At 57.8% G+C, this 26706-nt stretch carries 27 protein-coding genes; 22 read left to right on the top strand and 5 right to left on the bottom strand.

What is annotated here, in order from left to right; genetic code table 11:
* The 3 genes from PHW69_04710 to PHW69_04700 all read right to left on the bottom strand — a co-directional run.
* Nucleotides 1–261 (bottom strand): hypothetical protein (locus PHW69_04710; protein MDD4004488.1); only part of this gene is annotated, 261 nt, incomplete at its 3' end.
* A 192-nt stretch (nucleotides 262–453) separates the two neighbouring features.
* Nucleotides 454–1734 (bottom strand): M48 family metallopeptidase, encoded by a 1281-nt coding sequence (locus PHW69_04705; protein ID MDD4004487.1) that lies wholly within the window; start codon nucleotides 1732–1734, stop codon nucleotides 454–456.
* Between the two features lie 71 nt (nucleotides 1735–1805).
* The gene (locus PHW69_04700) at nucleotides 1806–2333 is read right to left on the bottom strand and encodes a hypothetical protein (protein ID MDD4004486.1); all 528 of its coding nucleotides are present in this window, start codon (nucleotides 2331–2333) and stop codon (nucleotides 1806–1808) included.
* A gap of 486 nt (nucleotides 2334–2819) precedes the next feature.
* Here PHW69_04700 and yajC point away from each other — a divergent pair, with 486 nt between their 5' ends.
* Genes yajC through waaF form a run of 7 tightly spaced genes read left to right on the top strand, consistent with a single transcriptional unit; the run spans nucleotide 2820 to nucleotide 10957 of the window.
* Entirely contained in the window at nucleotides 2820–3122 is a 303-nt protein-coding gene (gene yajC, locus PHW69_04695) for a preprotein translocase subunit YajC (GenBank protein ID MDD4004485.1), read from the top strand.
* Between the two features lie 6 nt (nucleotides 3123–3128).
* A complete protein-coding gene (gene secD, locus PHW69_04690) occupies nucleotides 3129–4544 on the top strand; it encodes a protein translocase subunit SecD (protein MDD4004484.1) in 1416 nt (471 codons plus the stop codon).
* Nucleotides 4541–5563: a protein translocase subunit SecF gene (secF, locus tag PHW69_04685; GenBank protein MDD4004483.1), complete on the top strand. Its 1023-nt coding sequence runs from the start codon at nucleotides 4541–4543 to the stop codon at nucleotides 5561–5563. Before secD ends, secF begins: the two co-directional genes overlap by 4 nt.
* Nucleotide 5564: 1 nt before the next feature.
* Nucleotides 5565–6215 (top strand): hypothetical protein, encoded by a 651-nt coding sequence (locus PHW69_04680; protein ID MDD4004482.1) that lies wholly within the window; start codon nucleotides 5565–5567, stop codon nucleotides 6213–6215.
* Between the two features lies 1 nt (nucleotide 6216).
* Entirely contained in the window at nucleotides 6217–6888 is a 672-nt protein-coding gene (locus PHW69_04675; GenBank protein MDD4004481.1) for a lysophospholipid acyltransferase family protein, read from the top strand.
* Nucleotides 6885–8189, top strand: a complete 1305-nt coding sequence (locus tag PHW69_04670; protein ID MDD4004480.1) for a glycosyltransferase N-terminal domain-containing protein — start codon at nucleotides 6885–6887, stop codon at nucleotides 8187–8189. Before PHW69_04675 ends, PHW69_04670 begins: the two co-directional genes overlap by 4 nt.
* On the top strand, nucleotides 8186–10957 hold the full coding sequence (gene waaF, locus PHW69_04665; protein MDD4004479.1) for a lipopolysaccharide heptosyltransferase II: 2772 nt from the start codon (nucleotides 8186–8188) through the stop codon (nucleotides 10955–10957). The genes PHW69_04670 and waaF overlap by 4 nt, the downstream gene beginning before the upstream one ends.
* 654 nt (nucleotides 10958–11611) lie before the next feature.
* Here waaF and PHW69_04660 read toward each other — a convergent pair.
* The gene (locus tag PHW69_04660; protein MDD4004478.1) at nucleotides 11612–12163 is read right to left on the bottom strand and encodes a hypothetical protein; all 552 of its coding nucleotides are present in this window, start codon (nucleotides 12161–12163) and stop codon (nucleotides 11612–11614) included.
* Between the two features lie 35 nt (nucleotides 12164–12198).
* Nucleotides 12199–13164: a glycosyltransferase family 2 protein gene (locus tag PHW69_04655; GenBank protein MDD4004477.1), complete on the bottom strand. Its 966-nt coding sequence runs from the start codon at nucleotides 13162–13164 to the stop codon at nucleotides 12199–12201.
* 134 nt (nucleotides 13165–13298) lie between these two features.
* Between PHW69_04655 and PHW69_04650 the strand changes: the two genes are divergently transcribed.
* From PHW69_04650 to PHW69_04580, 15 genes are all read left to right on the top strand, one after another.
* Nucleotides 13299–14321, top strand: coding sequence for a glycosyltransferase family 9 protein (locus PHW69_04650; protein MDD4004476.1), 1023 nt, complete (start codon nucleotides 13299–13301; stop codon nucleotides 14319–14321).
* Nucleotides 14318–15367, top strand: coding sequence for a glycosyltransferase family 4 protein (locus tag PHW69_04645; GenBank protein MDD4004475.1), 1050 nt, complete (start codon nucleotides 14318–14320; stop codon nucleotides 15365–15367). The genes PHW69_04650 and PHW69_04645 overlap by 4 nt, the downstream gene beginning before the upstream one ends.
* The gene (locus PHW69_04640) at nucleotides 15367–16125 is read left to right on the top strand and encodes a glycosyltransferase family 2 protein (protein MDD4004474.1); all 759 of its coding nucleotides are present in this window, start codon (nucleotides 15367–15369) and stop codon (nucleotides 16123–16125) included. The genes PHW69_04645 and PHW69_04640 overlap by 1 nt, the downstream gene beginning before the upstream one ends.
* On the top strand, nucleotides 16122–16934 hold the full coding sequence (locus tag PHW69_04635) for a polysaccharide deacetylase family protein (protein ID MDD4004473.1): 813 nt from the start codon (nucleotides 16122–16124) through the stop codon (nucleotides 16932–16934). Before PHW69_04640 ends, PHW69_04635 begins: the two co-directional genes overlap by 4 nt.
* A 4-nt stretch (nucleotides 16935–16938) precedes the next feature.
* Complete coding sequence (locus PHW69_04630) at nucleotides 16939–18033, top strand: glycosyltransferase family 9 protein (GenBank protein MDD4004472.1); 1095 nt, start codon at nucleotides 16939–16941, stop codon at nucleotides 18031–18033.
* A 95-nt stretch (nucleotides 18034–18128) separates the two neighbouring features.
* Nucleotides 18129–19226 (top strand): tetraacyldisaccharide 4'-kinase, encoded by a 1098-nt coding sequence (gene lpxK / locus PHW69_04625; GenBank protein ID MDD4004471.1) that lies wholly within the window; start codon nucleotides 18129–18131, stop codon nucleotides 19224–19226.
* 78 nt (nucleotides 19227–19304) lie between these two features.
* Entirely contained in the window at nucleotides 19305–20261 is a 957-nt protein-coding gene (locus PHW69_04620; GenBank protein MDD4004470.1) for a lysophospholipid acyltransferase family protein, read from the top strand.
* Nucleotides 20254–20823, top strand: coding sequence for an HAD family hydrolase (locus tag PHW69_04615; protein MDD4004469.1), 570 nt, complete (start codon nucleotides 20254–20256; stop codon nucleotides 20821–20823). The genes PHW69_04620 and PHW69_04615 overlap by 8 nt, the downstream gene beginning before the upstream one ends.
* Nucleotides 20807–21358 carry an isoprenylcysteine carboxylmethyltransferase family protein gene (locus tag PHW69_04610; protein MDD4004468.1) on the top strand — a complete coding sequence of 184 codons (552 nt, stop codon included), beginning with the start codon at nucleotides 20807–20809 and terminating at the stop codon, nucleotides 21356–21358. Before PHW69_04615 ends, PHW69_04610 begins: the two co-directional genes overlap by 17 nt.
* Nucleotides 21359–22234 carry a DUF3108 domain-containing protein gene (locus PHW69_04605; protein ID MDD4004467.1) on the top strand — a complete coding sequence of 292 codons (876 nt, stop codon included), beginning with the start codon at nucleotides 21359–21361 and terminating at the stop codon, nucleotides 22232–22234.
* 7 nt (nucleotides 22235–22241) lie between these two features.
* Entirely contained in the window at nucleotides 22242–23234 is a 993-nt protein-coding gene (gene rfaE1, locus PHW69_04600; protein ID MDD4004466.1) for a D-glycero-beta-D-manno-heptose-7-phosphate kinase, read from the top strand.
* Nucleotides 23231–23986, top strand: coding sequence for a 3-deoxy-manno-octulosonate cytidylyltransferase (gene kdsB, locus PHW69_04595; protein MDD4004465.1), 756 nt, complete (start codon nucleotides 23231–23233; stop codon nucleotides 23984–23986). The genes rfaE1 and kdsB overlap by 4 nt, the downstream gene beginning before the upstream one ends.
* Nucleotides 23987–24006: 20 nt before the next feature.
* Nucleotides 24007–25599 (top strand): CTP synthase, encoded by a 1593-nt coding sequence (locus PHW69_04590; GenBank protein ID MDD4004464.1) that lies wholly within the window; start codon nucleotides 24007–24009, stop codon nucleotides 25597–25599.
* The gene (gene kdsA, locus PHW69_04585; GenBank protein ID MDD4004463.1) at nucleotides 25596–26426 is read left to right on the top strand and encodes a 3-deoxy-8-phosphooctulonate synthase; all 831 of its coding nucleotides are present in this window, start codon (nucleotides 25596–25598) and stop codon (nucleotides 26424–26426) included. Before PHW69_04590 ends, kdsA begins: the two co-directional genes overlap by 4 nt.
* Nucleotides 26423–26706, top strand: a 284-nt coding sequence (locus tag PHW69_04580) for a hypothetical protein (protein MDD4004462.1), incomplete at its 3' end; no start/stop codon positions are given. The genes kdsA and PHW69_04580, both read left to right, overlap by 4 nt.

The raw sequence follows: 26706 nt of genomic DNA, 5'->3' as shown, positions 1-26706 counted from the left end.
AAACGATAGAGAAAAAACTGGAGGCAATTTACCGTTTGGCAAACCGGCGGCAGAGTCCGAAAAAGCGCCAAATTTAAGAACGCAGTCCCATAGACCCATGGTAAGATTCTTAGATTGCTTGACATGTATTGCCGCGGATGAAGGCCCGCGCGGCGCGGCGGCCGCATAAACACATCTGAAGACCCCTGCGGGCCGGTGGCGAAACGCTTCCCGCCCGGCTTTTTCGAGCACGGCCAGCGGCGGATTGCTGACGAAAAGCATCCGCCGGTTTTCATTGACTTTACGGGAAGCGCACAGCGTATCAACAAACCCGGTGTCCTGCTTAAAACCCGCGCTTAGCTGTTGAATGTTTTCAGCCGTGCCGCGTTGCGGCGAAACGAAATATGCGGCTATGTTGTCGGCGTTCGCATCATTCCTCCGCCCGGGGGAATTTGCACTAACACCTTGCGGCGCTTAATGCTTCTTTTCGCCCTGCTCCCGTGGCACGGGCTCTGTTATCCCGGCGGCCGCCCTCACCGCCGCGATCCGCTCCAGCACGGGCGGATGCGAATATTCCAGTTTCACCTTTAGCCAGTGCGGAGTAAGATTGGACAGGTTTTCCACCGACAGCTTTTTGAGCGCGGAGATAAAATCGCGGCCGTGCCGGTAAGTGTCCACGGCAAAGCGGTCCGCTTCGTACTCGTTCCTGCGCGACAGGTAGCCCCTGCACACTCCCAGCGCAAACGAAACCGGCGCATACAGGAACCCGAACGCCATCAGGCTGGCGTATACCGACCCATGCTCAAAACCAAACACCCGTGTCAGCTGCGCGTTATTTACAAATAACGAAAAAACAAACAGCATCAGCCCCGTTTCCACAATCCCCGCCGCCATTCCTTTTATTATATGCTTCTTTTTATAGTGGCCGATCTCATGGGCAAGCACGCTCACGATCTCCGGTGTTGTCATCGCCGCGACAAGCGTGTCATACAGCACTATCCGGCGGAACCGGCCAAAACCAGTAAAAAACGCGTTTGACTTGCTGGACCGGCGGCTGCCGTCCATAGTAAACACGCCCTGAATTTTAAAACCCTGCCGGGCGGCATAAGCCGTGATTTCAGCTTTGAGCGGCCCCTCCTCAAGCGGCACATATTTATTGAACAGCGGCATCACAAGAACGGGCGTCAGATACGCCACGCAAAGCTGAAAAACCGTAATCCCCGCCCAGGCATACACAAAAGCGTAAGTTCCGAACCGGCTAAAAAACCAGATCACGCCCGCTATAATCGCCCCGCCCATAACAACGCTCAACGCAAAACCTTTCAGCATATCCTGAATAAAAGTTTTTACGGTCGTGCGGTTGAAACCGTATTTTTCTTCGATAACGAACGTGCCGTATGCGGCCCGCGCAATACCAACCAGCTTTAAAAGCAGCAGCAGAAGCGCGGCAAAAAACACGCCGGACCAGATCTCGCCCAGCCCCGCCGAGCGCGCCAGCCGGTCCAGCCCGTTGAAAGTGCCTGCAAAAACAAACAGCGCCAGAAGGAACAGGTCAATCGCCGAGCCGAACAGGGCAAACCGCGTATTGTCCCGCAGATAGTTTTGAGACCGGGCATACTTCTGCGGCGAGTACCAGCCGGAAAACTCCTCGGGCAGCTCCGGGCGCATGGCGCGCACATTGAGCATGTTCACCGCGGTTCCCAGAACAAAACCGCCTATTATCGCCGCAAAAATAACCACGGAAAAAATATTCATCCGGCAGCAGCCTCCGTAAAAAAGCCCAAACCCGTTAAACAGGTTTGGGCTGCAATTCTTCAGCGAAAAAACTAATTCCGCGTTATTGAAACAAGCCTCAGCTGGGACTGCACGTCCTCCGCCCGGATTTCCTCAAACACAAGCCCCGCGCCCGGCGCGTAATAACGCACCGCGGTGCCCAGATCGCCGCCGCCTATCCGGGTAACCACTTTAAGGCACGAAGTAAACTTTCCGGCGGGCACCACCACCCAGCCGCGCAGCGTTTCTATGCGCTCTATCCCGACGTTGGAATTCCATTCCGCCCCGGGCTGCAGATCCGACGGAAATTCCATGCGGTTTGACCGGCGGATAAAATCATAGGAGAATACGCCGAGCGCAGTGCGCTTTGCTAAAAACGAAGTCGGAACCGAAGTGCTGTCAGACGGACGGCTCACTCTGGCCGAAACCGCGACCTCCCCGGAATTATGGTTCACCGCATCGAATACGACTTCGACAATTTCGCTTTTATCCTGATCGCTGGTGGTATACTCGTACACCATCGAAACATGCCCCTTGATAGGGAAGAACGTTTCGGCGCTAACCGCAAATTCCGCGGGCATGCCCTCGGACGCGGAAACACGGCGTGAATCCGCAGTTTTTTCCACCGTCTGCGGAACCTGAACCTTGATTTCACTGCTAACGCATTGTTTCGAGGCAGGAACTGCGGCTTTCAACTGCTCTAAAGCGGAAACCGCAGCCTGGGCGTTACCCATTGTTGCGATAAGAACTGCAACGGATAACATTATTCTGGACATCGTCTGCACCATCTCTTTCCTGGGATGTAAACGCGTTTTACCGTCGCTTACGGGATCGTCTGAACGCATGCTCTGCCAATGTTTCGCGATCCTTGGCACTTACCGTACCCAAATAAATTTTATCATAAACCTCTGTTTTTGTAAATCGGCAATATTTCCGCAACTTTTTTCATTTTCAATGCCGCATGCAGGCCGCAAACACAAAACGGGAAATGCGGGTTAACTTTAACGCTTTTGCGGGCGGCGCCTAATATGTTACAATTCAGCATAAATTAAACGCTGGAGGACTCGATGACACCTGAAGGACCTTCTTTTATCACTAATATGTTTCCTATAGTTCTTGTAATAGTCATATTTTACTTTCTTATAATACGCCCTCAGCAGCAGCAGGAAAAACAACGGCAGAAAATGCTGGCGGAACTGGCGCAGGGCGATAAGATAATAACCACCGGCGGCGTGCACGGCGTTGTGGACGCCGTGCAGGAAACCGAAGTTATCGTGCGCGTCGCGGAAAAGGTAAAGCTGACCATTCAGCGCACGGCGGTGGCCGCAATAATAAAGGATACTTCCGCACAACCCCCGAAAGGAGCCTAGCCCCCCATGCCAAAAAAACTGATGTGGAAATGGATCACTATTTTCGCACTGCTGATTCTGTCAGCATGGCTGCTGTACCCCACCTACAACTGGTACAGCATGCCGCAAACGGAGCGAACCCGGCTGGAAGCCGAACGCAGCCGCCCGAAACGGATTTTGAATCTGGGGCTGGATCTGCGCGGCGGCAGTTATCTGTTGCTGGAGCTCGACGTGTCGAAACTTGACAAGACCGAGAAAACGCAGGACGCGCTCCAGCGCGCCATAGAAATACTGCGCAACCGCATTGACCAGTACGGCGTGGCGGAAACCCCGATCGCCCGGCAAGGCGAGCGCTGGATTTCCGTGCAGCTGCCCGGCATCGCCAACACCGATACCGCGGAAGAGCTTATCGGCAAAACAGCGATGCTGGAATTCAAAACCGTTGACACTTCACCCGCGGCGGAAAAAGTGCTCAGCATGATAAGCGAAGCCGACGAGCCTTTCCTGCAGGACGGTTCGCTTAACCCGGTAATCGCCAAGGAACTGCCCGCTGGCGCCGAAGTGCTCAAAGGCAAGGAAGCGAAGTATTATGTGGTGGAGTCGTCGGTCATTGTCACCGGCGCGTATCTGAAAGACGCCAAGGTGCAGACCGGCGGACAATACGGCTATCCTTATATTTCCTTCACGTTCGACAAGGACGGCGGAAAACTGTTCTCGGAATACACCGGCAGCCATATCGGCAAATACCTGGCGATCGTGCTTGACGGGGTGGTGCACTCCGCGCCGGTGATCAAAAGCAGAATTTCGGGCGGTTCGGGCATCATCGAAGGCAACTTCAGCATAGAGGAAGCCAAAAACCTCGCCATTATCCTGCGCGCCGGCGCGCTGCCCGCGCCCGTGCGGATCATTGAAAAACGCACGGTCGGGCCCGGCGTCGGAGAAGACTCGATCAAAGCGGGCCTTAACGCCTGTCTGCTCGGCTTCATACTGATAGTGCTGTTCATGATTGTTTACTACAGAACGTCCGGCTTCATCGCCGACATCGCTCTCTCGCTCAACTTCGTGTTTCTGATAGCGACAATGGCGTATTTTTCAGCCACGCTCACGCTGCCGGGCATTGCCGGCATGATCCTGTCGCTGGCGATGGCAGTGGATGCCAACGTGCTTATTCTTGAACGCATCCGCGAGGAAATCCATGCCGGCAAGCCGCTTGTGATGTGCATTCCCTTAGGCTATGACAAGGCCTGGAGCGCGATTCTGGATTCCAACCTCACCACCTGGATCGCGGCGGTATTTCTCTTCCAGTTCGGGTCGGGCCCGGTCAAAGGCTTCGCCGTAACGCTTACGCTGGGCCTGCTGATCGGCGTATTCACATCGGTGTTTGTTTCCAGGGCCATATATGAGCTGTGGCTGAACAGCAACCCCAAGGAGTTAAGCATATGATCTGCCTCATTCCGAAAACAAACTTCGACTTTGTAAAAAACAGATTCACTTTCTTCGCCATATCCGGCCTGCTGGTATTGGGAAGCATCCTTACCATAGCGGTGAAGGGTTTTAATTACGGGCTGGATTTCTCCGGCGGAACCATGCTGCAGGTGGATTTCAGGCAGCCGACCGATATCGGCACGATCCGCACCGCGCTTGAAAAAGCCGGCATCACCCCGGAAATCCAGACTTATTCCGGCGGCTCGTCCTACGCTATCCGCGTAAAAGGCAGTCAGGATAACGTAAATGAAATCGGCAACAGAATAAAAAGCGCGCTGGACACCGTGTCGGCCGGTTATTCGGTAGGCCGGGTCGAGTATGTGGGCCCTGCGGTGGGACGGGATCTGTCTAAAAAAGCCATCTGGGCGATGGTGCTGTCGCTGTTCGGCATCATCATCTATGTGGCTTTCCGCTTCAGCAACCCCATCTGGGGCGTAATGGGCGTGCTGGGCCAGTTCCACGATATTCTCATCGTAGTAGGCGCGCTGGCGATAACCGGCCGGGAAATCAACCTGATAACCGTGGCCGCGCTGCTGACTATCGCCGGCTACTCGATTAACGATACCATCGTTATTTTCGACCGGATGCGCGAAAATATGCATCTTAATCCGCGCATCAAACTGTACGACCTTATCAACCTCAGCGTGAACGAAACGATGTCGCGGACAGTCATCACGACTCTAACCGTCTTTCTGGCGTCCATAATACTGTATTTTCTGGGCGGGCCGGTTCTTAACGACTTCGCGTTCGCCATGCTGGTAGGCGTCATCTGCGGAGTTTACTCGACCGTGACCATCGCCACTACGCTGCTGTACCAGTTCGTTGAAGGCTCGAAAAACAACTCCGCTTCAAATTCCGCGCAGCTCACGGAAAAGAAACCCGCGTTCGCGAAAATTGCGGCCGACGCCAACACCGCGCCCCCCGCGGCAGGCAACAAACTCCGCGCCAGCAAGAAAAGCAGCAGGCGCAGAAGATAAAGTGAAAAAGATACGGCGCTTTAAAATACCGGTTCATCATAAGGAAATAGCCCGCCGCATCGGCAAGGCGCAGCTCGCCTTGCCGGCGGCGGGACTGGCTGACACGGGCGCGCTGTATGAATTCATTTTCGGGCTGGCCAGCGAACTTCAGGCCGGCGTGGTGTACAACTCGTTCGACAAATCCTATGCGGCGCTAGATCTTACCGGCCTGCCGCCCGCCAGAATGTTCAGCGCGGCGGCGGTGACGCTTGGCGAAAACCCGTACCGCAAAATAGCGTCTTATGCGGAAATCCCGCTGCGCGAAGCGGGCGCGCTGGCGGTTTACGAATTTCTTGAAACGGCGTTCGATTTTGTTGCGGATCTGATAAAATCCGAGGCGGAAGCGGAGAATTTCGAACCGGGCACGCCGGAAATACTTTTTTCGCCGCAGATGACAGAGCACTACGAAATGAAGGTGCCGGATCTGCGTTTCAACCGCAAAGGCTCGGCTGTGGACTGCGCGACGGCGGCGAAAGCGTTGCCCGAAATCCTTAAAGAGCTGAACGCCGGAAAAATTGACGTGACACTTGACGCCGACGGACAGATCACCAACAAACTTTCCGCAGTATTTCTGATGCCCTGGGAACCCCGCCGCAAGGCAAAAACCCGCTAAAATGTCTTCCTCGTCATCCACAACTCCGGCAGGAAAAGTCACGTGGCTGCACCGTGCCGCGGGCTGGGCCGGTTACTTTTTTTTACTGTGTACCGGCAGGACTTCGCGCATAAGCTGGATAAAAGATCCGGCGGTCGAGGAACTGGAACGCCGCGGGAAAAACTATATCTTCGCCATCTGGCACTGCAAGCAGGCCTTCCTTATTTATACGCACCGGCGCCGGCGGATCTGCGCGCTGGTAAGCATGAGCAAAGACGGCGAATATATCGCCAGAGTGCTGATGCGCGCCGGCCTGTCGGCCGTGCGCGGCTCAACCAGCCGGGGCGGCACAAAAGCGCTGCTGGGACTGCTGGGGAAAATCGGGGAAGGGTTCTGCCCGGTAATAACGCCGGACGGGCCGAGAGGCCCGCGCCGGACGGTTCAGCAGGGCGTTATTTTCCTCGCCCGGAAAACCGGCCTGCCGATAGTGCCGCTGGCCTGCGGCAACAGCCGTAAAATGGTTTTCAATTCCTGGGACCGGTTCGAACTGCCTCTCCCTTTTTCGCGCGCGGCGGTAGTGGAAGGCGCGCCGATCACGGTCGGGGAAGACGAAACAGCCGAGTCGGCCGCAGCCCGGATCAAGCTGGCGCTGGACCGGGCAACCGATAAAGCCGACCGGCTTGCCGCGCAATGACCGGCGTTTTTCTTCTCATTGCGGGAAACCTGCTGTTTCCATTCATAGCGGCGGGCTATCTGGTTTATTTTTTCCTTACTCCGCGCAGAGGCCTGCTCGGCCGGCTCGCCAGCGAGCTGGCGCAACGGTTTGTGTGTTACGGCGGCGCCGCGGATCTGCCCGTGCGCCCGGTCTGGATTCATGCGGCCAGCGTAGGCGAAGTGAAATCCATCTCGGGCCTGACCGCCGCACTTAAAGAGAAATATCCCGGCCGCGCGATTTTGCTTACCACGTCCACGGCGGCGGGCAGGGCGGAGGCGCGGAAAAACCCATGCATTTCAAAAGCCGTGCTCGCGCCGCTTGATTTTTATCCGCTGGTCACGCGTTTCATAAAGCTCTTCAAGCCGTCCAGCCTGATACTCATTGAAACCGAACTCTGGCCCAACATGCTTACCGCCTGCCGCATGGCCGGAGTCGAAACGTGCATAATAAACGGCCGGCTTTCCGCAAAAAGCCTGTTTACCTATTCGCTTGTCAAGCCGATGATGCGGCTGGCGTTCAAAGGCGTGCGAACTGCCTGCCTGCAGACGGAGGAAATCGCGGCGCGCTATGAAAAACTCGGGCTGCCGAAAAACCGGATTACCGTCACCGGCAATATAAAGTACGACCGGCTGGACGAATCCGCCACCAGAACCGCGCAGGTGGCGGCTCTGACGGACGCGCTCGGATGGACGGGCAAAAAAATTCTGGTTTGCGGCAGCACTCATCCGGCCGAGGAAGAGCTGCTCGCCCGGACTTTCGCGGAAATTTCGGACACAATTCATGATTACCGCGTAATCGCCGCGCCGCGCCACCTTGAACGCGCGGAACAGGTCTGCTCCATTTTCCGCAAAGCGGGCCTCGCCACGGCGCGGCTGACACAGCGGGACGCGCAGGCTCTCCAGCCTGCGGCCGGCACGCAGGTGCTTGTAGCCGACACGATGGGCTGGCTCACCTCTTTCTACGGCGCCGGCACAGCCTGCTTTGTGGGCGGCACGATAGCGCCGCGCGGCGGGCACAATCTGCTGGAAGCGGCCATTGCCGGCAAGCCGGTGCTTTTCGGCCCGCACACGGGCAACACGCCCGAAACTGCGGCGAAACTCGCGGCGAACGGAGGCGGGCTGCCGGTTACGGTCGAAAATTTCGCCTCCAGTTTGATACAATTACTTAATAAGCCCGGGCGCATTGCCGAACTGGGTCGCCGCGCGCGTGAAACGGCTCTGTCATACAAAGGCGCTACGAACCGCACGCTGGATGCTTTGCCGGACAGCTTGTTCAAATGAACGACGCCAAAGGATCTCCCGACTTGAATTATACTCCGCACATTCTGGTGGTGCGGCTGTCTTCGCTTGGCGATATTATTTTAACGTCGCCCGTTTACCGCAATATAAAAGAGAAATGGCCGCGCTGCGAAATCAACGTACTGGTGAAGCCCCAGTTCGCGGCGGCACTGGCGGGCAACCCGCATGTGGACAGGGTTATCCCGTTCCGAAGCATCTGGCACACGCTCGGCATAATCCGGCAGCTCAATATAACCCATTTTCTGGATCTGCACGCCAATCTGCGAACCTTCATCATAAGCGCCCTGACAACGATTCCATACAAATCCCGCTACAGCAAAGACTCCATTGAAAGGCGGATGTTCGTGAAATTCGGGATCCCCAGCCCCTGCCTGCAGCGGCATGTGCTGGACCGGTATCTCGACGCGCTCAAGCCGTGGGACATCCCGATAAAATACCGTGACCTGAAACTGGTTGACTGGAATTATTACAAAAAAGATTCCGCTGGCCAGCCGCAAAACGCCTCGAAGATCTGCATCTACCAGACCGCGTTTCTGGGCGACGCGGTGCTGACCGCCCCGCTGATCAGAAAAACCGCGGAACTGTTCCCCAACGCCGAGATAACGCTGGTCACCCGGCCCGAAACGGTGGATATTTTCAAGCCGCTCCGCGAAATCAGCCTGATTATCATTGACGACAAACACAGCACCGGCCTGTTAAACGGCATCCGCAAGATGACAAAAGCGCTGAGAAGCCGCCGGTTCGATGTGATAATAGTGCCGCACCGGTCATTCCGGAGCGCGCTTATAGCGTGGCTGAGCGGCGCGCCGGTGCGGGTGGGGTTTTCGTCGAGCGCGGGAAAATTGCTTTATAACCGGCTGGTTCCGTTTTCCTGGCTGCTGCACGATACGGAACGCAATCTTTCCCTGCTAAACGCAATTTCACCGGCCGACATAACGCCGGCGCCCGTTTCTTTCCGTGAAAACGAAAAGATCCGCGCGGAAATCAACAGCCGGCTCGAACGGCTGGGCTGCCGCCCGGATCGCCCGCTTATCGGCATTCACCCCGGCTCGGCCTGGTTCACCAAACGCTGGCCGCCGGAACGGTTTGCGATGGTCATCCGGCTGCTTTACAAAACGCTGCACGCGCGCGCGGTGCTCGTAGGCGGCAAAGGGGATTACGAACTGGGCGAGCAGATCTGCCGGCTTTCCCGCACCGACGCGATAAACTGGACCGGCAAAACCGATCTGCCGGAACTGATGGCGCTGATGACCAGATTGCGGCTTTTCATTACCAATGATTCCGGGCCCATGCATATTGCCACGGCGTTTAACGTGCCGACCGTGGGTATTTTCGGGCCGACCACCAGGGAACTCGGCTTCTTCCCCTACGGGTCCGGGCACCGCGTGATAGAAAAGGATCTGGCCTGCCGGCCATGCACGCTGCACGGCGGCAACACCTGTCCGCGCGAGCATTTCCTGTGCATGCGGCTTATAACCGCTTCCGAAGTGTTTGCCAGCAGCTACGAAATGCTTACCGGCAAACGCTTTGATATGAATTCCCAAGTCACGGTGCGGCCGGCGGCGCACTCCGCCGCCATCGCTCCGGCCGCAAAAACCGCGTCGCCGCAAAAACAGATTGAGAAACAACCCGTGAAGCCGCTGGCCGAGCGTCCGGTGTCCAGATCCGCGGAACAGGCTCCGAACCCCGCAAGAGTTAAGTATTCGCCCGAGCCGGAATACGCGCCTCCTCCGAAAAAAACGGAGAGAAAATCCTCCGGGCCCAAATATTTTGACGGCACGAACGACACGCCCCCCAGCCCGCGCCCGCAAAACTTTAAAACAACGGTGAAACTGGTGCCTGTGCCCAAACGCAACACCGTTATTTTCGAAGGCAATTCCGGCATGGAAGAACAGCCGAAAACAAACCTGTTCGGCGTGCCGGAGACCGAACCGGCGCAGAAACAGAAAGACAGCGCATCAGAAGCTGACAAACCCGGCAGATCCGCCAGCGCCGCCAGACCGGGAGAAGAACAGCAGGCAAAACACGGCCGCAGGACGGACGGGCCGCTGGTCAGCGAAGACGAACTGGAAAAATGGGAAAAAAGTTTAAGCCAGCCGGAGACGCAGAACAGCGGCCCCGAGCCTGTCATCTGGCAAAATCCCGAGGCGGAGCCAATAGACCCGCCGCTCTCGGAAATGAATAAAATATTCGAACAGGCGGAGCCGGACCCGGCAGTTCCGGAAACCGCACCTGAACCCGATGACGTCAAACCGGCCCGGCCCGTTTGGGACGAGCCCGCCGCGCCGCACAAACCGCAGCCCGAGAAAAAACCCGCGGCCGTTCCCGTGCCGGAAATAATCACCTGGCAAAATCCGATCCCGCTGGCTGAAGAAACGGCGCGCATTACCGGCGCCGAGGAAACGGAAGAAACCAGCCCGAAAAAAGGCCTGTTCGGGATTTTCAAATCCCCAAAAACCGAAAAACGCACCCCGATCACTCCGCCGCAGGAACCCGTTCCCGAGCAGGACGGCGGGCCGGATGAAACACTGCTCATCGCCGGAGCGATCAGCAAAACCGATCTGCCGGATTTGCAGGACATGCAGGACGGGCCGGCCGATCAGCAGCCAGTTCAGGAAGTTACCGGACGCAACGAAAATCCCGCGCCGGAAATTACTGACAAACCCGGCCCCGAAGAGTCGGACAAACAAGCGCCGAAACTAGAGTTTACCGACAGCGCCGGCAATCCGCTGGATCCGCTGGACTTTTAACGGATTTTTAAACACTCAGCCCGTCATCCGCCCGATGCACGGCAAACAATCCGCCGCCGGTATGACTGGGCGGCAGGCAACAATAAAATTCAAAACATTGCGTCCCTTGCCAAGCCTGCTCGCGCCGCAAGCCGGAAACCAATGTGCGTGTTTCCACCCACAGGCACGCCGTCAAATCATATTGATTGCCGGCAGGCCACAGGCACGCCGTCAAATCATATTGATTGCCGGCAGGCCACAGGCACCCCCGTCAAGACATCTTTTCGTCTGATACAGATACCGGTTTGAGAAATGAGCTCTAAAACTTTGGGTTGTTGAACAATGTGGACATATCCAACGTTGTTTGCCAGATGAAGCTTTGCCCCAGTGATAAAGCGGTATTTTTACAATGCTTTTTTCATTAAGTTAAGGTATAAAACCTTAACCTGAAGGGGTTTCTCGTCGAGAAACCTCTTTAAAAACCCACACGAAATTCTAATTAGCTCTAAAAAAACACATCAGCCTTTTTCGCGGTATGGAATCCCGCATGACACCCGCACGGCCGGGCTCAGGCTGTTAGCGCCATCGGCAAACCGGGAATTTTTTCGGGCGTATTGAAAAAAACGCGCCTCGGGTTAACCCGAGGCGCGTTTGACGCGTTAACAGATTTGTATCTTAAAACCGCGCGTTGGCGATTACCATGAACGGCAGTTTCGATTCGGTGATGATATTGAGAATTCCCAGCTGAAGCCCGCTTTCAAGCGTATTGGTGTAATTCACCAGCCCGAACTGCAATCCGCTGAAGGACCTGGAATAGTTCACAAAACCCAGCTGAACACCGGTCATTGTTTCGTTGCCGTTTACAAGACCCCACTGCAATCCCTGCGATTTCTTGCCGAGGTTCACACCGCCAAACTGCACGCCTTCATTTTCCTTGTTAAGATTGACCAAGCCCCACTGCAACCCCTGCATTTTATCAGCGGAATTGACAACCGCCATCTGAACACCGGTCAAATCCAGCGTTTTGGCGTATATGAAATTATACTGCACGCCCTGAATCTTGGGAGTATTTGAATATATCAGCCCCAGTTCCACACCCTGAACAGCGTTCACTTTCGGATAAGCGATCTGGTCAAAAAGCGACACCTTGATCCAACTGGAATCCGCCGCAAAAACGGACGACACTCCACCCAGCGCCAGCATGGCCACAGCAATCAGTTTTTTCACAATAATCTCCTTGGTCATCATTGATTAGCATTCTATTATAGCATTCCGGATCGGAGCGCGGCAAAATAAGGCAGATAAAAATCAAGCAGGGCGCGATCGTCCGTGCCAGCCTGCGCCCGTGCCGCCGCGCGGGCCCGGCGTATGGGCCCGAGCATGGCAAGCGCGGCAAAAAACCCGCGCCACTGGACGGCCGACAAACCCAGCAGCCGCACTCCCAGACAGACAAAATGCCACGCCAGCATCGGCGCGCTGTGAATGTTTTTCCATGTGAAGACCAGCCTGTTCCGGGCCGAAATAACCTGTGTCGTGCGGGAAGTTTTCGACTGGATGGACGAACCCACCCGGTGATATCCCTTGAAATCCCGTCCGTAAACGATTTTCCAGCCGCGTTTAAGCGCGCGGTAGGCGAGATCGGTTTCTTCCATGATGTAGGGCGAATAAAGCTCGTCGAACCCGCCCAGCAGGAAAAATTTCGCGCGGTCGGCGAAGAAATACGCGCCCTGCACCGAAAAAGACAGATACGGACCGCCCGGTTTAAGCGCGGCGTTGTAAATATTGCCGGTAAACCGCAAAAATCCGCCGGACCAGCTTACGGTTTTCACCCCGTCAATCTGTTTCCTGTCGTGCCAGCTGAACCCGCAGGGCGCGACGGCGAACACCGTTTCGTCGTCGAAATAGCCGGAAAATCCCGAAAAATAGTCGGGTTCCAGCCGCACATCGTTGTTAAGAAAGAAAAGTATTTCGTGACCCGCGGAAGCCGCGCCCATGTTGCAGGCCGCGGAGAACCCGCCGTTTCGCCCGGCGGAAACGATTCGCACCCAGTCCCGCCCGGCGGCGAGCATGGCGGCGGTAGCGACGCCCGGGTCGGTCGAGCAGTCGTCGGCCAGAACAAGCTCTTTCGGCCCGGAATAATTGTCCAGCGCGGCCAGCACCGACGGAAGAAACTCGCGCAGCAGTTTTTCGCCGTTATAATTGGGGATAATCACGCTCAAGGAACGCATATGCTGAAAGTATCGCACTTTATCCGTTTACGCGTCAAATTATCCGGGCCGCTTTTCCCAGTTGCCGTATCCGGCCGGCTGATCAGAAAAAGCCAGATTATGGACCGCTCTAAAAATAATATAATCAATAGGATATGACCGCCCAGAAACGGATTCTGCTGGTCCGCACCGACCGGATCGGTGATGTGGTGCTCACCACCCCCGCGCTCGCGCTTCTGCGCCGGAAATATCCGGCGGCGCATATAGCGCTGCTGGTGCGCCCCTATACGGCGGGCGCGGTCCGCAACAATCCGGATCTGAACGAAGTTATCGAATTTGACGGCGTGCTCAAGACCGCGCGCCTGCTGCGTGAAAAAAAGTTTCACGCAGCCGTGCTGTTTTTTGTTGACCGGCCCAGCGCGCTGACCGTGTTTCTGGCGCGGATTCCCCGGCGGATCGGCCCAGCCTCCAAAATCTGGTCGCTGCTGCTTACGCGCCCGGTTTTTCAGAACCGGTCGCGCGGCAAGCGGCATGAAGCGGATTACAACACCGCGCTGCTGGCGCCGCTGGGAGTGGAGTTTCAGAAAATACCGCCGGTCATTTTCTGTCCGCCGCCGCAGCGCATCTGGGCCGAGCAGTATCTGACGTCGGAATTCGGCATTGCGCCGGCCTCGGACACGGTGTTTCTGCATCCCGGCTCGCGCGGCTCGGCGCGCGACTGGCCGCTTCAGAATTTCGCGGAGCTGGCCCTTCTGCTGCGCAAAGCGCGCCCCGACCTCCATATTCTGTTCACCGGTTCGGGCGCCGAACTGGCGGCTCTGGCAAGAAACATAAAGCCGGAACCGGGCATCCACCTAATGCGCCATGACCTGCCGCTTGAAAAATACTGCGCGCTTGTTTCAAAAGCGGCGGTAATGGCCGCCAATTCTACCGGCCCGCTGCATCTGGCGGTCGCGCTGGGCGTGCCGGTTGTGGCTTTCTTCCCGCCGCTTGCGGGATGCCTGCCGGTCAGATGGGGCCCTTACGGCGGCAAAAGCGACACGCTCATGCCGGACAGAAAAGAGTGGGACGAGTTTTGCGCCCGGGAAGGATCCGATCAAAACGCCATGCGGCTGATTGCGCCGGTTCACGCGCTGCCGGCGGTGCTTCAGCAGCTGGAAGGCGCCGGGAAAAGATGAAAATAATCCAATACGCAGACGAGAGCTGGGATTCCGGGCTTACCGAATACGCGCTTACTCTGGCGCGGGCGCTTGCCGCACGCGGGCACGCCTGCTATTTCATGGCCGCGCCGGACGGCTACGCCCGCAAACGGGCGGAACAGTTCGGTCTGCCGGTGCTGGCGGCTGAAAAAAGCGCGGGCGGTTTTTTCCGGCTGCTTCAGCAGCTGCGGGCGATAAAGCCGGAAATTATCAACGCTCACACGGGCTCGGCGCACAGCCACTCGGTAATGCTTGCGGCGGCGGGCCTGCCGGGAACCGCGGTCATCCGCACCCGAGCCGACGCACGCGAGTTGCGGCGCAAGCCGTTTTCGGGCCTGCTGTGGAACCGGACGGCGGGGTTCATCGCCGCCAACAGCCGGATCATGAACCGGTTTGCCGCCGTTTTTGGCGGCGGTATAAAAGCGGAACTGATACCGCAGGGTATTTTCACGCCGCAAACCCCGCCCGTGCCGGCGCAGGGCCTGAAAATAGGACTTGTAGGCCGGCTGGACCCGGTAAAAGGCCACACCGTCGCGCTCGAAGCAATGGCGCAGGTGCTCGCGCGGCACCCCGGCGCGCGGCTTCTTGTCGCGGGCGAGGACAGGAATGTGACGGCCGACGGCCTTAAAAAAATGGCGGCCGGGCTGGGTATTGAAAACAGCATCGAGTTTTACGGCCGGCTCGGCGACGTGTTCAGGTTCATGGACGGGTGCGCGCTGGGCATTGTGCCGTCAGCCGGATCAGAAGCGGTTTCGCGCGTCGCGCTTGAGTGGATGAGCAGGGCGCGGCCGGTAATAGCTTCCGACGTGGGCGGGCTGGCGGATCTGGTGCGCGACGGCCTGACCGGCGCGCTGGTTCCGCCCGGAGAGCCTGACGCACTCGCCGGAAAAATCAGCGGATACCTGTCCGCTCCGCAAAAACTTGCGGAGGCGGGCCGGAGCGGCCGGGCTTATTACGAAGAACGCTTCACCCCGGAAACCTTCGCCGCCGCGTCCGAAAATTTCTACAGGAAGGTGATCGCCTGATGCCGCCAATTACACTTGCCATGATAGCGCGCAACGAAGCGCACGATTTGCCGGGCTGCGTTGAAAGCGCGCGCGGACTGGCGGAAGAAATAGTGCTGGTGGACAGCGGCTCGTCCGACGAAACAATCGCGATCGCGAGATCGCTCGGCGCGACGGTGTCGGAGCATGAGTTCGACGGCTACGCCGCGCAGAAGAACCGCGCGCTCGGCAGGGCCTCCAACAGCTGGATCCTGCATCTCGACCCCGACGAACGGCTATCGCCCGCCCTGCGTGCCGAGATTGAAAACCTTTTCAGCGCGGGCGGACCGGAATGCGACGCCTACAGCATTCCGTATGAAAACCATTTTCTGGGCAGGCGGCTTAAATACGGCGGGCTCGGCAGCGAGAAACATATCCGCCTGTTCAGGCGGGACAAAGCGTCATTCAGCGGCGGGCTTGTGCACGAAGGAATTGAAGTGGCCGGCGCTACCGGCGAGCTGGAAAACCGCATCATTCACAATTCCTACCCCACGCTTGAAGAATATTTCGAGAAATTCAACCGCTACACCACTTTCGCCGCAGTCAAGATGCACCGGTCCGGCAAACGGTTTTCCGTATTCAAGGCGGCGGCCGTGCCCTATGAATTCGCCAAACGCTATATTCTGCGGCTGGGGTTTCTGGACGGGTTCGCGGGGCTTGTGTGGAGCGCCGTGTCGGCGTTTTATGTGTTCGTGAAATACGCCAAGCTCTGGCAGTTGCAACGGGAGGCTGACAAATGACAGTGTGGATACTGGCTGTAACCGCGCTCGCGGCGGCGGGTTTTAGCGCGCGCTGGAACTGGTGGCGGAAAAAACTGGACGGCATCCCGGTGCTGATGTACCACAAAATAGGCATCGCGCCGGCCAATTCGCAACTGAAAAAACTGTGGGTTTCGCCTGACAGATTCGCGCGGCAGGTTGACTGGCTGTTAAAAAAGGGATATACGCCCATCCATTTCGCCGACCTTGACCGCGCGGTAAAAGGCGAGGCCGAACTGCCCGAAAAACCCGTGCTGATAACCTTTGACGACGGCTACAAAAACAATTACCGGCACGCTTATCCCGTTTTAAAGGAACGCAACGCCAAAGGCAATATTTTTCTGGTGCATAACACTGTAGGGAAAAGCAACCTGTGGCACGATCCGGCGAGCGAAGCGTGGATCGAAATGCTTACCTGGGAGCAGATCGGGGAAATGCTCGCCAGCGGCGTGTTCGATGTCGGGTCGCATACGATGAACCACGCCAGCCTGCCGCTCATAGACAGCAATACCGCCGAATGGGAAATCCGCGAAAGCAAGAAACAGCTTGAGGAAAAACTGGGCCGGGAAATACCCGCGTTCGCGTATCCGTACGGGGCGGGCGCGTTTGATCCGCAGATCCGCAAATTCGCGCTTGACGCCGGCTACCGGTTCGATTTCAGCGTAAAACAGGGCTTGCTGCCGTGGCACTGGAAACCGGCCGACGGCACCATCCGCCGCCTGTTCATCCGCGGCGACGATACCATGCTTGATTTCGCGCTCGCGGTCACGCGTGGGAAATCGCGGTTCTGAAATCATGCGCGCGCCCGGAAAAATACTGGTAATCCAGCTGCGGCGGATCGGCGACAATCTGCTGACGCTGCCCGCCATCTCCGCGCTCAAACGGGCTTTCCCCGGAGCGCGGGTGGATTTTCTGGCCGAACCTCCGGCGGACATATTATTCAAAAACAGTCCCGACATAAACGAACTGCTTGTCTATGATCACAAAAAACAGTTTTTCTGGCTGCGCGAGATCCGCCGCCGCCGGTATGACTGGGTGATAGATTATCTGGGCAACCCGCGTTCGATCGCGCTGGCCGCGGCGAGCGGCGCGCGGGTGCGGGCCGGCGCGAAAGACGTGTTCTGGAGTTTTCTGTACAACGTGGAAATGAAACGGGGCGCGGAACCCGCCTACGCTCCGCTTGAAAAAATACTGATGCTCGCTCCGTTCGGCGTGAAACCCGACCGGGAGCGGCTCCTGCCGGTTCTCCGGCCAGATCTTCACGCCGTTAAAGCGGCGGACGTTTTTCTGGCGGCGAACGGGCTGGCAGGCACACCCGTTTTGGGAGCCGCGCCGGTTTCGCGCCGCATAACCCGCCAGTACCCGCCGGAATTGTTTGCCGAAACGCTGAAACTGGTATATCAGGCGACAGGCATCAAATCGGTGGTATTGTGGGGGCCGGGCGAACTGGAAATCGCGCGGAAAATCACGGATATGGCGGACGGGTGCGCGATACTGTCGCCTGAAACAAAAAATCTGGCCAGCCTCACCGGCCTTGTGTCACGTTTCAGCGCGCTGCTGGCCAACTGCAACGGGCCGAAACACATCGCCGTGGCGACCGGAGTGTCAACGCTGACGATACACGCCTCCAGCGATCCGCGCAACTGGACGCCGCCCTCCCCCGCCACGGGCGCGCCCGAGCGCTCCGTGTCCGAATATTACGGGCCGCTGCCGCACACCCCGCCAGCGCATATTTACATAAGCAATCCGCGCCCGGCCTGCCTGTACTGCAGGCGCAACGACTGCGACAGCCTGGCCTGCCTGAAAAACCTGCCTCCGCAGGCAGTCGCCGCGAAAACAGCCGAACTGCTGAAACTGGTTGCCGGCAAACAAAACAACACCGCATTCTGACGCATTTCCCGGCTCGCATTAAACCCGCGGGACAAGGCCCGCCCCGCCGCAACTTCAGTTGCCAACGCCCTGTCATCTTTAATAATATATAGGCCATGGATCTTAAAAAACTGCACAAAAAACTGCACAGAAACGCTTTAGGCATCGCGGCACTCTGGATTATTTCGCTTTTTTACAGGCTGATCGTTTTCATACGCCAGGCGCTGTACGATTTCGGTTTTTTGAAAGTGACAAAGGTCAATACGCGGATTGTCTGCATCGGCAACCTGACCACCGGAGGCACCGGAAAAACAACCGCCGTCATGCTCGCCGCGCGCCAGCTGGCGAAAGCGGGCGTACGGGTGGCGATCATCTCAAGAGGTTACCGCAGGCAGGCCGATCCTGACGATATGGTGGTGCTTTCAAACACCACACCCGGCTCGTGGGTATCGGCCGGCGACGAGCCGTACATGCTTTCGCGCTCGTTAAAAGACCACGACGTGCCGGTCATTGTCTGCGCCAACCGTGTAAAAGCCGCGCAGACCGCCGTAAAACGCTTCAGAAGCCAGGTGATCGTGCTTGATGACGGGTTCCAGCACTTCAAACTGGAACGCGACAGCGATATCGTTCTGATAGACGCGAAAAATCCATTCGGAGGCGACGCGCTCCTGCCGCTCGGCACACTGCGCGAACCCAAAAGCGCGCTCAAACGCGCCCGGCTGGCGGTTATAACCCACGCCAATCTGGCCGACGTGGTGCAGTTAGACGATATCCGGCGCGAGATCCACGAATATAATCCGGCTCTGCAGGTCATTGAAACCACCCACCAGCCGGAGCACCTGTTCAACATCTGCACGGGCGAGGTGGTTCCGCTGGGAACCCTGCACGGCAACGCGGCCGCGTTTTCCGCGATCGGCGATCCCGGGAGTTTCGAGGAAACGCTGTTCGATATGGGTTTTGACCTCAAGCAGAAATGGCGCTATCCCGACCACCACCCGTACCGGCTTGAAGATCTTCAGTCCGTGCAATCTCTGCGCGGCGGCCTGCCGATCATCACCACTTACAAGGACTTCACCAAATTTCCCGACGGCTGGCGCGAAATATTCGCCGATCATGTCTATCTGCTGTCCATAAGCCTTAACATAACGGGCGGAGTGAAAGCCGAACAGGCCTGGCTCAACGCACTCTATCCGAAACTGGCCAGAAATCAGTAAAACGATGCGGTTGAGCGGCGTTCTGCTCCTGTTTCGCCGCCCGGAACGTCGGCAAAATAGTATAATGTATTCATTGCAATGAGCGAACCGACCGCAACGACCCCGGCCATACCCGTTACACGCAGGCTGGCATATTATCTGGAGTACCTGCCGCTTGTGTGGGGCCTGCTGCTGTTTCGGCTGCTGCCCTGGCGCGTGGCCTGCGCGCGGGGCCGGATACTGGGACGGCTGTTTTCGTTCCTGCCGACCAGGCGGTACCGCATCACCATAGATAACCTGACAAAAGTTTTTCCCGAAAAACCGGCCGGGGAAATTACCGCGATCGCCCGGGCCTGCTGGGGCAACATCGGCCGGATAGCGGCGGAATTCATCAAACTCACCGACCATGACCGCGCCTACCTGTTCGAGCATTGCCGGGTGGAAAACGACGGGTTGTTCAAAGCCCGGCTTGACTCCGGCAAAGGCGCGATCGTGCATATCGGCCATTTCACCAATTGGGAGGCGGCGGGGCTCGCGCTGACAGCGTCGGGTTATGACACTGTGGCGCTTACCCGCATCACCCGCAACCCTTATGTGGACGCGCTCGTGCGCGCCCGCCGCATGAAATTCGGCGGCGAACTGATAGGGCACCGCAATCCGTTCTTCAGCTGCGTCAAAACCATAAAGCGCGGCAAAGCCATCATCATCGCGTCGGATCAGAACATGCCGGCCGGCGAACTGTTCATGCCTTTTTTCGGGCGGATCTGCGCGGTCAGTCCGCTAACTGCCCTGCTTTCTTTGAAAACGCATACCCCGGTTTTTCCGCTGCACGTCCTGCGGGATGAAAAAGGAGTGATTGTGGCGCGGTTTGAAGACCCGGTTCTTCCGCCGGAGCATTACACGGAGGAAGGCGTACTGGAAACCGTCAGACTGCTTAACAAAATAACGGAGGGATGGATACGGGCCAATCCCGGCATGTGGCTTTGGTCCCATAACCGCTGGAAACGGGAGAACGATCCCCGGCGGTTCGCGAAACCGGAGAACAAACTTGTCTGACAACCGCGCTAAAGGCGTGTTTCTGGATCGGGACGGCACACTTATTCACGACAGGCCCGGCCATTATCTGGCGCGTCCGCAGGATCTGCGGCTTTACAAACACACGCCGCAGGCGCTGCGGATACTGGCGCAGGCGGGGTTTAAGCTGTTTGTGGTGTCAAACCAGTCGGGCATAGGGCGCGGATATTATACCGACGAAACGGCCCGCGCGATAAACAAACGCATGACCGGGCTGCTGGAGCAGGAGGGCGTGATTATAACCGATATCGCCTACTGCCCGCACGCGCCCGCCGAGCATTGCGTCTGCCGCAAGCCGCTGCCGTATATGGGACTGCGGTTTATCGAAAAATACGGGCTGAACCCGAAGCTGTGCTATATGGTGGGCGACAAACTGTCTGACCTGGAATTCGGACGGGCGCTGGGCGTTACCGCCATTTTCGTCAGAACCGGCAACGGGCGGCAACAGCTGCAAAAGCATGGAAACGAACTTACAACGGAGATAATCGCCCGGGACATCCTGTCCGCGGCCGAATGGATAACCAAACATGAAATACAGAATTAAGATATCCCAAATAGTCACGCTGCTGCTGCTTGCCATAGCAAAACCATACTGCTGGGATCTGTTCGCCGCCGGCATGGCGCTGGGCGCGCTGGGAGAAGCGCTGCGGTTGTGGTCGGCGGGGAACCTGTACAAGGATAAAAAGCTCGCCACCTGCGGTCCTTACAAAATGACCCGCAACCCGCTCTACCTGGGTTCATTTATCATGGCGCTGGGCTTTTCCGTGGCATGCATCAACCCCGCCTATCCGGTGCGGACGACCGCGCTGATACTGGCGGTTTTGCTGGGCTTTAAGTTTGTGTACCGGATGCAGGTTGAAGCGGAGGAAATACACCTTAAAAACCTGTTCGCCGCGGATTACGAGCAATACTGCGCCGCCGTGCCGCGTTATCTGCCGAAACTGGGCGCGTGGGGCGAGGCGCTGTCATCCAACAGATTCACAATCAGACAGGCAAACTACAACCGCGAATACCAGACCGTGCTTGGTTTTCTGTGCGTGGCGCTATTCGTGGCCGTGAAACTGCACATGGGGCTTTAAATGAAAACGCGTACTTTGGCTTTGTCCGCGCTGGCGCTGCTTGGAGGAACGCTGGCGTTTGCGGGAGCCGACTTCAATCCGCCGCGCGTGAAAGCGGTAAAAACTCCGCCCCGGCCGCCGCGCACGGCTCTGCCCGTGCCGATGGATACCGCTCCGGCCGCTGCGCTGCCGGCCGGCTCGCGCGCGGCAAACTGGCTGGGCGAGCGCATGAAATTCGATCTGACCTGGAGCTTTATCACCGTGGGCCGCGCGGAAATATGGACCGAAGACGTGGTAGCCATTGACGGCGAGCCATGCTGCCACATCGTATCAACCGCTAAATCCGCCGCGGTTATTGACGCGTTTTTCAAAGTGCGCGACAAGAACCAGACCTGGATAACGGCCGCCGGCCTGCACTCGAAGGGCTACGCCAAGATAATCCGCGAAGGCAATTATTTCTGGGACGAGTGGGTTCTGTTTGACTATGCGAAAAAAACCTTTGCCGGCATCCAGAAAACCAACGGCGACGTGCTGGAAAATATCGCCGGTTCCATTCCCGGCCCGGTGCAGGACATTTTTTCCGCGCTGTATTTCGTCCGCACCCAGCCGCTGGAACCCGGGAAACAGTTTTCGATAGACGTAAATTCCAGCAAGAACTGGCCGCTTTACGTTACGGTTTATCCGCGGCGCGAAACGGTAAAGGTAGGCGCGGGCAAGTTCGACTGTTTCGTGGTGGAACCGACCCTGCGCGACAAAGGGCTGTTCGTGCAGAAGGGCAAAAGCCTTAAAGTATGGATGACCGCCGACAGCCGGCACATTCCCGTAAAGATGGAGGCGGAAGTTTTCATCGGGCATGTATCGGCCGAACTAGAGGAATATTCGGACACTCAGCCCTGAACGAACTATGAAAAACACTGACAAGAACCGATTGAAAACGCTGGTTTCGCAGTTTAAAAACCGCAAAGTGATAGTTTTCGGCGATATAATGATTGACCATTTCGTGCGCGGCTCCGTCAGCCGCATTTCGCCGGAGGCGCCGGTGCCGGTCGTGCATGTGCGCGAGGAAGCGTACCTGCCGGGCGGCGCGGGCAACGTGGCCGCCAACATGGCGCGGCTGGGCGGCGATGTGACGCTGCTTTCGGTGGTCGGCAACGATATCGCCGGCGAGAAACTGCTTGACGGGATCGGCCGGCGCGGCATTCACACCGCATTGGTCGTGCGCGACGGCCGCCGCCCCACCACCGAAAAGGTGCGCGTTATCGCCGAACACCAGCAGGTGGTGCGGTTTGACCGCGAAGCCACCGATCCGCTCGGGCCGGAACTCGCGCAGGAATGCATCCGCAACATGGAAAGCGCGATAAAAAATGCCGGCGCGGTTATTCTGTCGGACTACGGCAAGGGAGTCCTCAACGACACCACTATCGAAGCCGCCATCAAACTCTGCCGCAGGCACGGCGTGCCCGTCTGCGTGGATCCGAAGGTGGGCCATTTTAAAAAATACCGCAACATAACCTGCATGACGCCCAACACCAAAGAAGCGTGCGAGGGCATGGGCGTACCGGTAACCGGCTCGCAGAAAGAGCTCGAAGCGCTGGGCGGAACAATTCTGGAGGCTCTGAACGCGCAATCGCTTCTGATCACCCAGGGCGCCGGCGGCATGACGCTTTTTGAAAACGGCAACCAGGTGGAGATTTCGCACACCGGCACGGTGGCGCGCGAGGTTTATGACGTTACCGGCGCGGGCGACACGGTAATTTCCGTGCTCGCGCTTTCGCTTGCCGCCGGAGCGACGCTCAAGGAAGCGGCGATGCTTTCCAACTACGCCGCCGGCGTGGTGGTGGGCAAGCTGGGCACCGCGACGGTAACGCCCGAAGAACTCGCGAGGGCGATAAGATGAGCGATATACTGATCATAATTCCCGCGCGATACGGTTCCACCCGGCTGCCGGCGAAAATGCTGGCCGATCTGGGCGGAAAGCCCGTAATCGCGCGCACTTATCAAGCGTGCGCGGGTGCGGGCATAGGCGAGGTGCTGGTGGCCACCGACCACGAAGACATTGTGAAGGCGGTGGCGCAATGCGGCGGCAGGTCGGTCATGACGCCGGCGGACTGCCAGTCCGGCACCGACCGGGTCTGGCTGGCCGCGAAAAACCGGGCCGAACAAATCATAATAAACGTGCAGGGCGACGAACCGCTTATCAGCCCGGAAACAATCCGTAAAACCGCCGCCGTGCTGCGCGACTGGCGGGACGCCGATATTTCCACCGCCGCCGCGCCCTTTCCGCCCGACCGGAATCCTGACGACCCGAACGCGGTGAAGGCCGTGCTGGCGGCCCCGCTTGAAAACCGCGACGGCAAACGCGCCCTTTACTTTACCCGCAGCGCGGCTCCGTACCGCCACGAACTGTCGCCCCTGCGCGAGCGGGTGCCGTACTTTCTGCATTGCGGAATTTACGGGTACCGCCGGGCCAGTCTTGAACGTTTTGTGAAGCTCCCCCCCTCCGCGCTGGAGCAGCTGGAACGGCTTGAACAGCTGCGCGCGCTTGAAGCGGGCATGGTTATAAGGTGCGCGATGGTGGCGTCAGTCCCTCCGGCAATAGACACCGGGAGCGATCTTGCCGCCGCGCAGCGGCACCTTGAAATCCATTAGCGGCGTACACAGGTGCATAGATGAGCAAATATATTTTCGTAACGGGCGGAGTGGTCAGTTCGCTGGGCAAGGGCATTACCGGCGCGTCAATCGGCAAGCTGCTGCAGTACAGCGGGCTGAAAGTGACCATGATCAAGTGCGATCCCTACATCAACGTGGACGCCGGCACAATGAACCCTTACCAGCACGGCGAAGTGTTTGTGACGGAAGACGGCGCGGAAACCGATCTGGATCTCGGCTCGTACGAACGGTTTCTGGAAACCCGCATGTCGCACGACAACATCATCACGGCGGGCAACGTTTACAAAAGCGTTATCGAACGCGAGCGCAAAGGGGAATATCTCGGAGCGACGGTGCAGGTAATCCCGCACGTCACCGACGAGATCAAGCGGCGGTTCAAGGCGTTCGAGAAAAAAGCGGATGTCGTGATTATTGAAATCGGCGGCACGGTTGGCGATATTGAAAGCCTGCCCTTTCTGGAAGCCGCGCGCCAGATGAAGCTGGAATACGGCCCGCAGGACGTGATGTACATTCACGTCACGCTGGTGCCCTACATTCCGGCGGCTGACGAACTGAAAACCAAGCCCACCCAGCATTCCGTGCACAAGCTGCGCGAAATCGGGATAGACCCGAACATGATCATCTGCCGCACCGACCGGCCGCTCGAGAAATCCATCAAGCAGAAAATCGCTCTGTTTTGCAGCGTGCCCGCCACGGCGGTGCTGGAAGCGGCGGACGCCAAATCAATTTACGACGTGCCGCAGGCTTTGCAGCGCCAGGGCGTGAACGAGCAGGTGCACATGCTGCTGGGCATCCGGGCGACAAGCCATAATTTCGAAGAGTGGACGGACTTCATGAAACGATCCTCCTCCGCAAGAGAAACCGTCAGGATAGCCATTGCGGGCAAATACACCAGCCTGAAAGACGCCTATAAATCGGTTTCGGAAGCGCTGCTGCATGCCGCTATGTCGGCCAACCTGAAACTGGCGGTGGACTATGTGGACGTGGAGGATCCCGAACTGCTCAGCCGCCTCGCCGAGGCGGACGGGATAATCCTGCCCGGCGGGTTCGGCAACCGCGGAATCGAAGGCAAAATCCGCACGGCGCAATACGCGCGCGAAAGCGGAAAACCATTTCTCGGAATCTGTCTCGGAATGCAGTGCGCGGTCATAGAGGCGGCGCGCAATCTGGCGGGGATTAAAAACGCGCACTCGTCGGAATTCATGCCGCGGTGCAAATACCCGGTAATTGACCTGATCGCGGATCAGAAAAAAGTGACAGGCAAAGGCGGCACCATGCGCCTCGGCGGCTATGAAACCGCTTTCACGAAAGGATCCGCGCTCGCGCGGATTTACGGCAAACCCGCCGTTACCGAACGGCACCGTCACCGCTATGAAGTGAACCCGGAATTCGTGCCCGCGCTGGAAAAAGCGGGCCTGAAAGTCACCGGCTATTACAAGCCGCGCAGGCTGGCGGAAACGGTGGAATATAAAAACCATCCGTGGTATATCGGCGTGCAGTATCACCCGGAGTTTAATTCGACCCCGCTCAACCCCTCACCGCTGTTCAAGGCGTTTCTGGCGGCGGGCGCAAAAGGGAAACAGCCAAAATGAAACAGACAACGGTGAAAATACGGGATATTGAAATCGGCAACCGGACCGAACTGGCTTTTATCGCGGGCAACTGCATTATTGAAAACGAAGAAATCGTTTTTGAAACGGCCAGAACGCTTAAACGGCTGCTGAAAGGGAAGAAATTCCTGTTCAAGGCGTCGTTTGACAAAGCGAACCGCACTTCCGTGACGGCCTATCGCGGTCCGGGCCTGAAAGAGGGTCTGCGTATTCTGGGCGCGCTTAAAAGCGAGCTGCGCCTCCCGCTGGTGATTGACGTGCATGAGCCCTGCCAGGCGGAAGCCGTGGCCGAAGTGGCGGACATGCTGCAGATTCCGGCTTTTCTGTGCCGGCAGACCGATCTGGTTATAGCCTGCGCGCGCACCGGGCGGGCGGTCAACATAAAAAAAGGCCAGTTTCTTTCGCCGTGGGACACGGTGAATATAGTGAAAAAAGCGCACAGCGCGGGCAACCGCAGAATCCTGCTGACAGAACGGGGCAACTCGTTCGGCTACGGCAACCTTGTGGTTGACATGCGCGGGCTGGAAATAATGAAGAACGAAACCGGCTGCCCGGTTATTTTCGACTGCACGCATTCAGTCCAGAAACCCGGCGGGCTCGGCCACGCCACAGGCGGCGACGCGGCGCTTGCGCCGGCGCTGGCGCGGGCGGCCGCGGCGGTGGGAATTGCGGGCCTGTTTTTCGAAACGCACCCGGAGCCCGCGAAGGCGCTGTCGGACGGGCCGAACTCGCTCGCCTTGCGGGATGTGTCAAAACTGGTTAATATTATTAGTGCCATAGACGAACTGACGAAAAGGATAGCCAAATGAAATGCCCTGATTGCGGATACGAACATACCTCCGGCGGCAAACAGTGCCGCAAATGCGGACGGGATCTCATGCTTCCGCCGGTCTGGTTTCCCGGCTGGAAATGGCATGTTAAAACGCTGGCGTGGATTTATCTTGTGCTGATCGCGCTGTTTTTTTTCGTACTCAACCCCTATCTGCACAAGCTGAAACCGCCGTATTTCCTGCGCGATATTCCCGCCGAGATAACGCCCTGGCTGCAAAACGGCCGCCCCAAAGTGACAAAGACGGGCGCGGAAGAAAC

This window comes from Elusimicrobiaceae bacterium (assembly GCA_028700325.1).
Taxonomy (GTDB): Bacteria; Elusimicrobiota; Elusimicrobia; order Elusimicrobiales; family Elusimicrobiaceae; genus JAQVSV01.
Note: the sequence above shows the minus strand (reverse complement) of the source record. Positions and strands in the feature narration are given on the sequence as shown.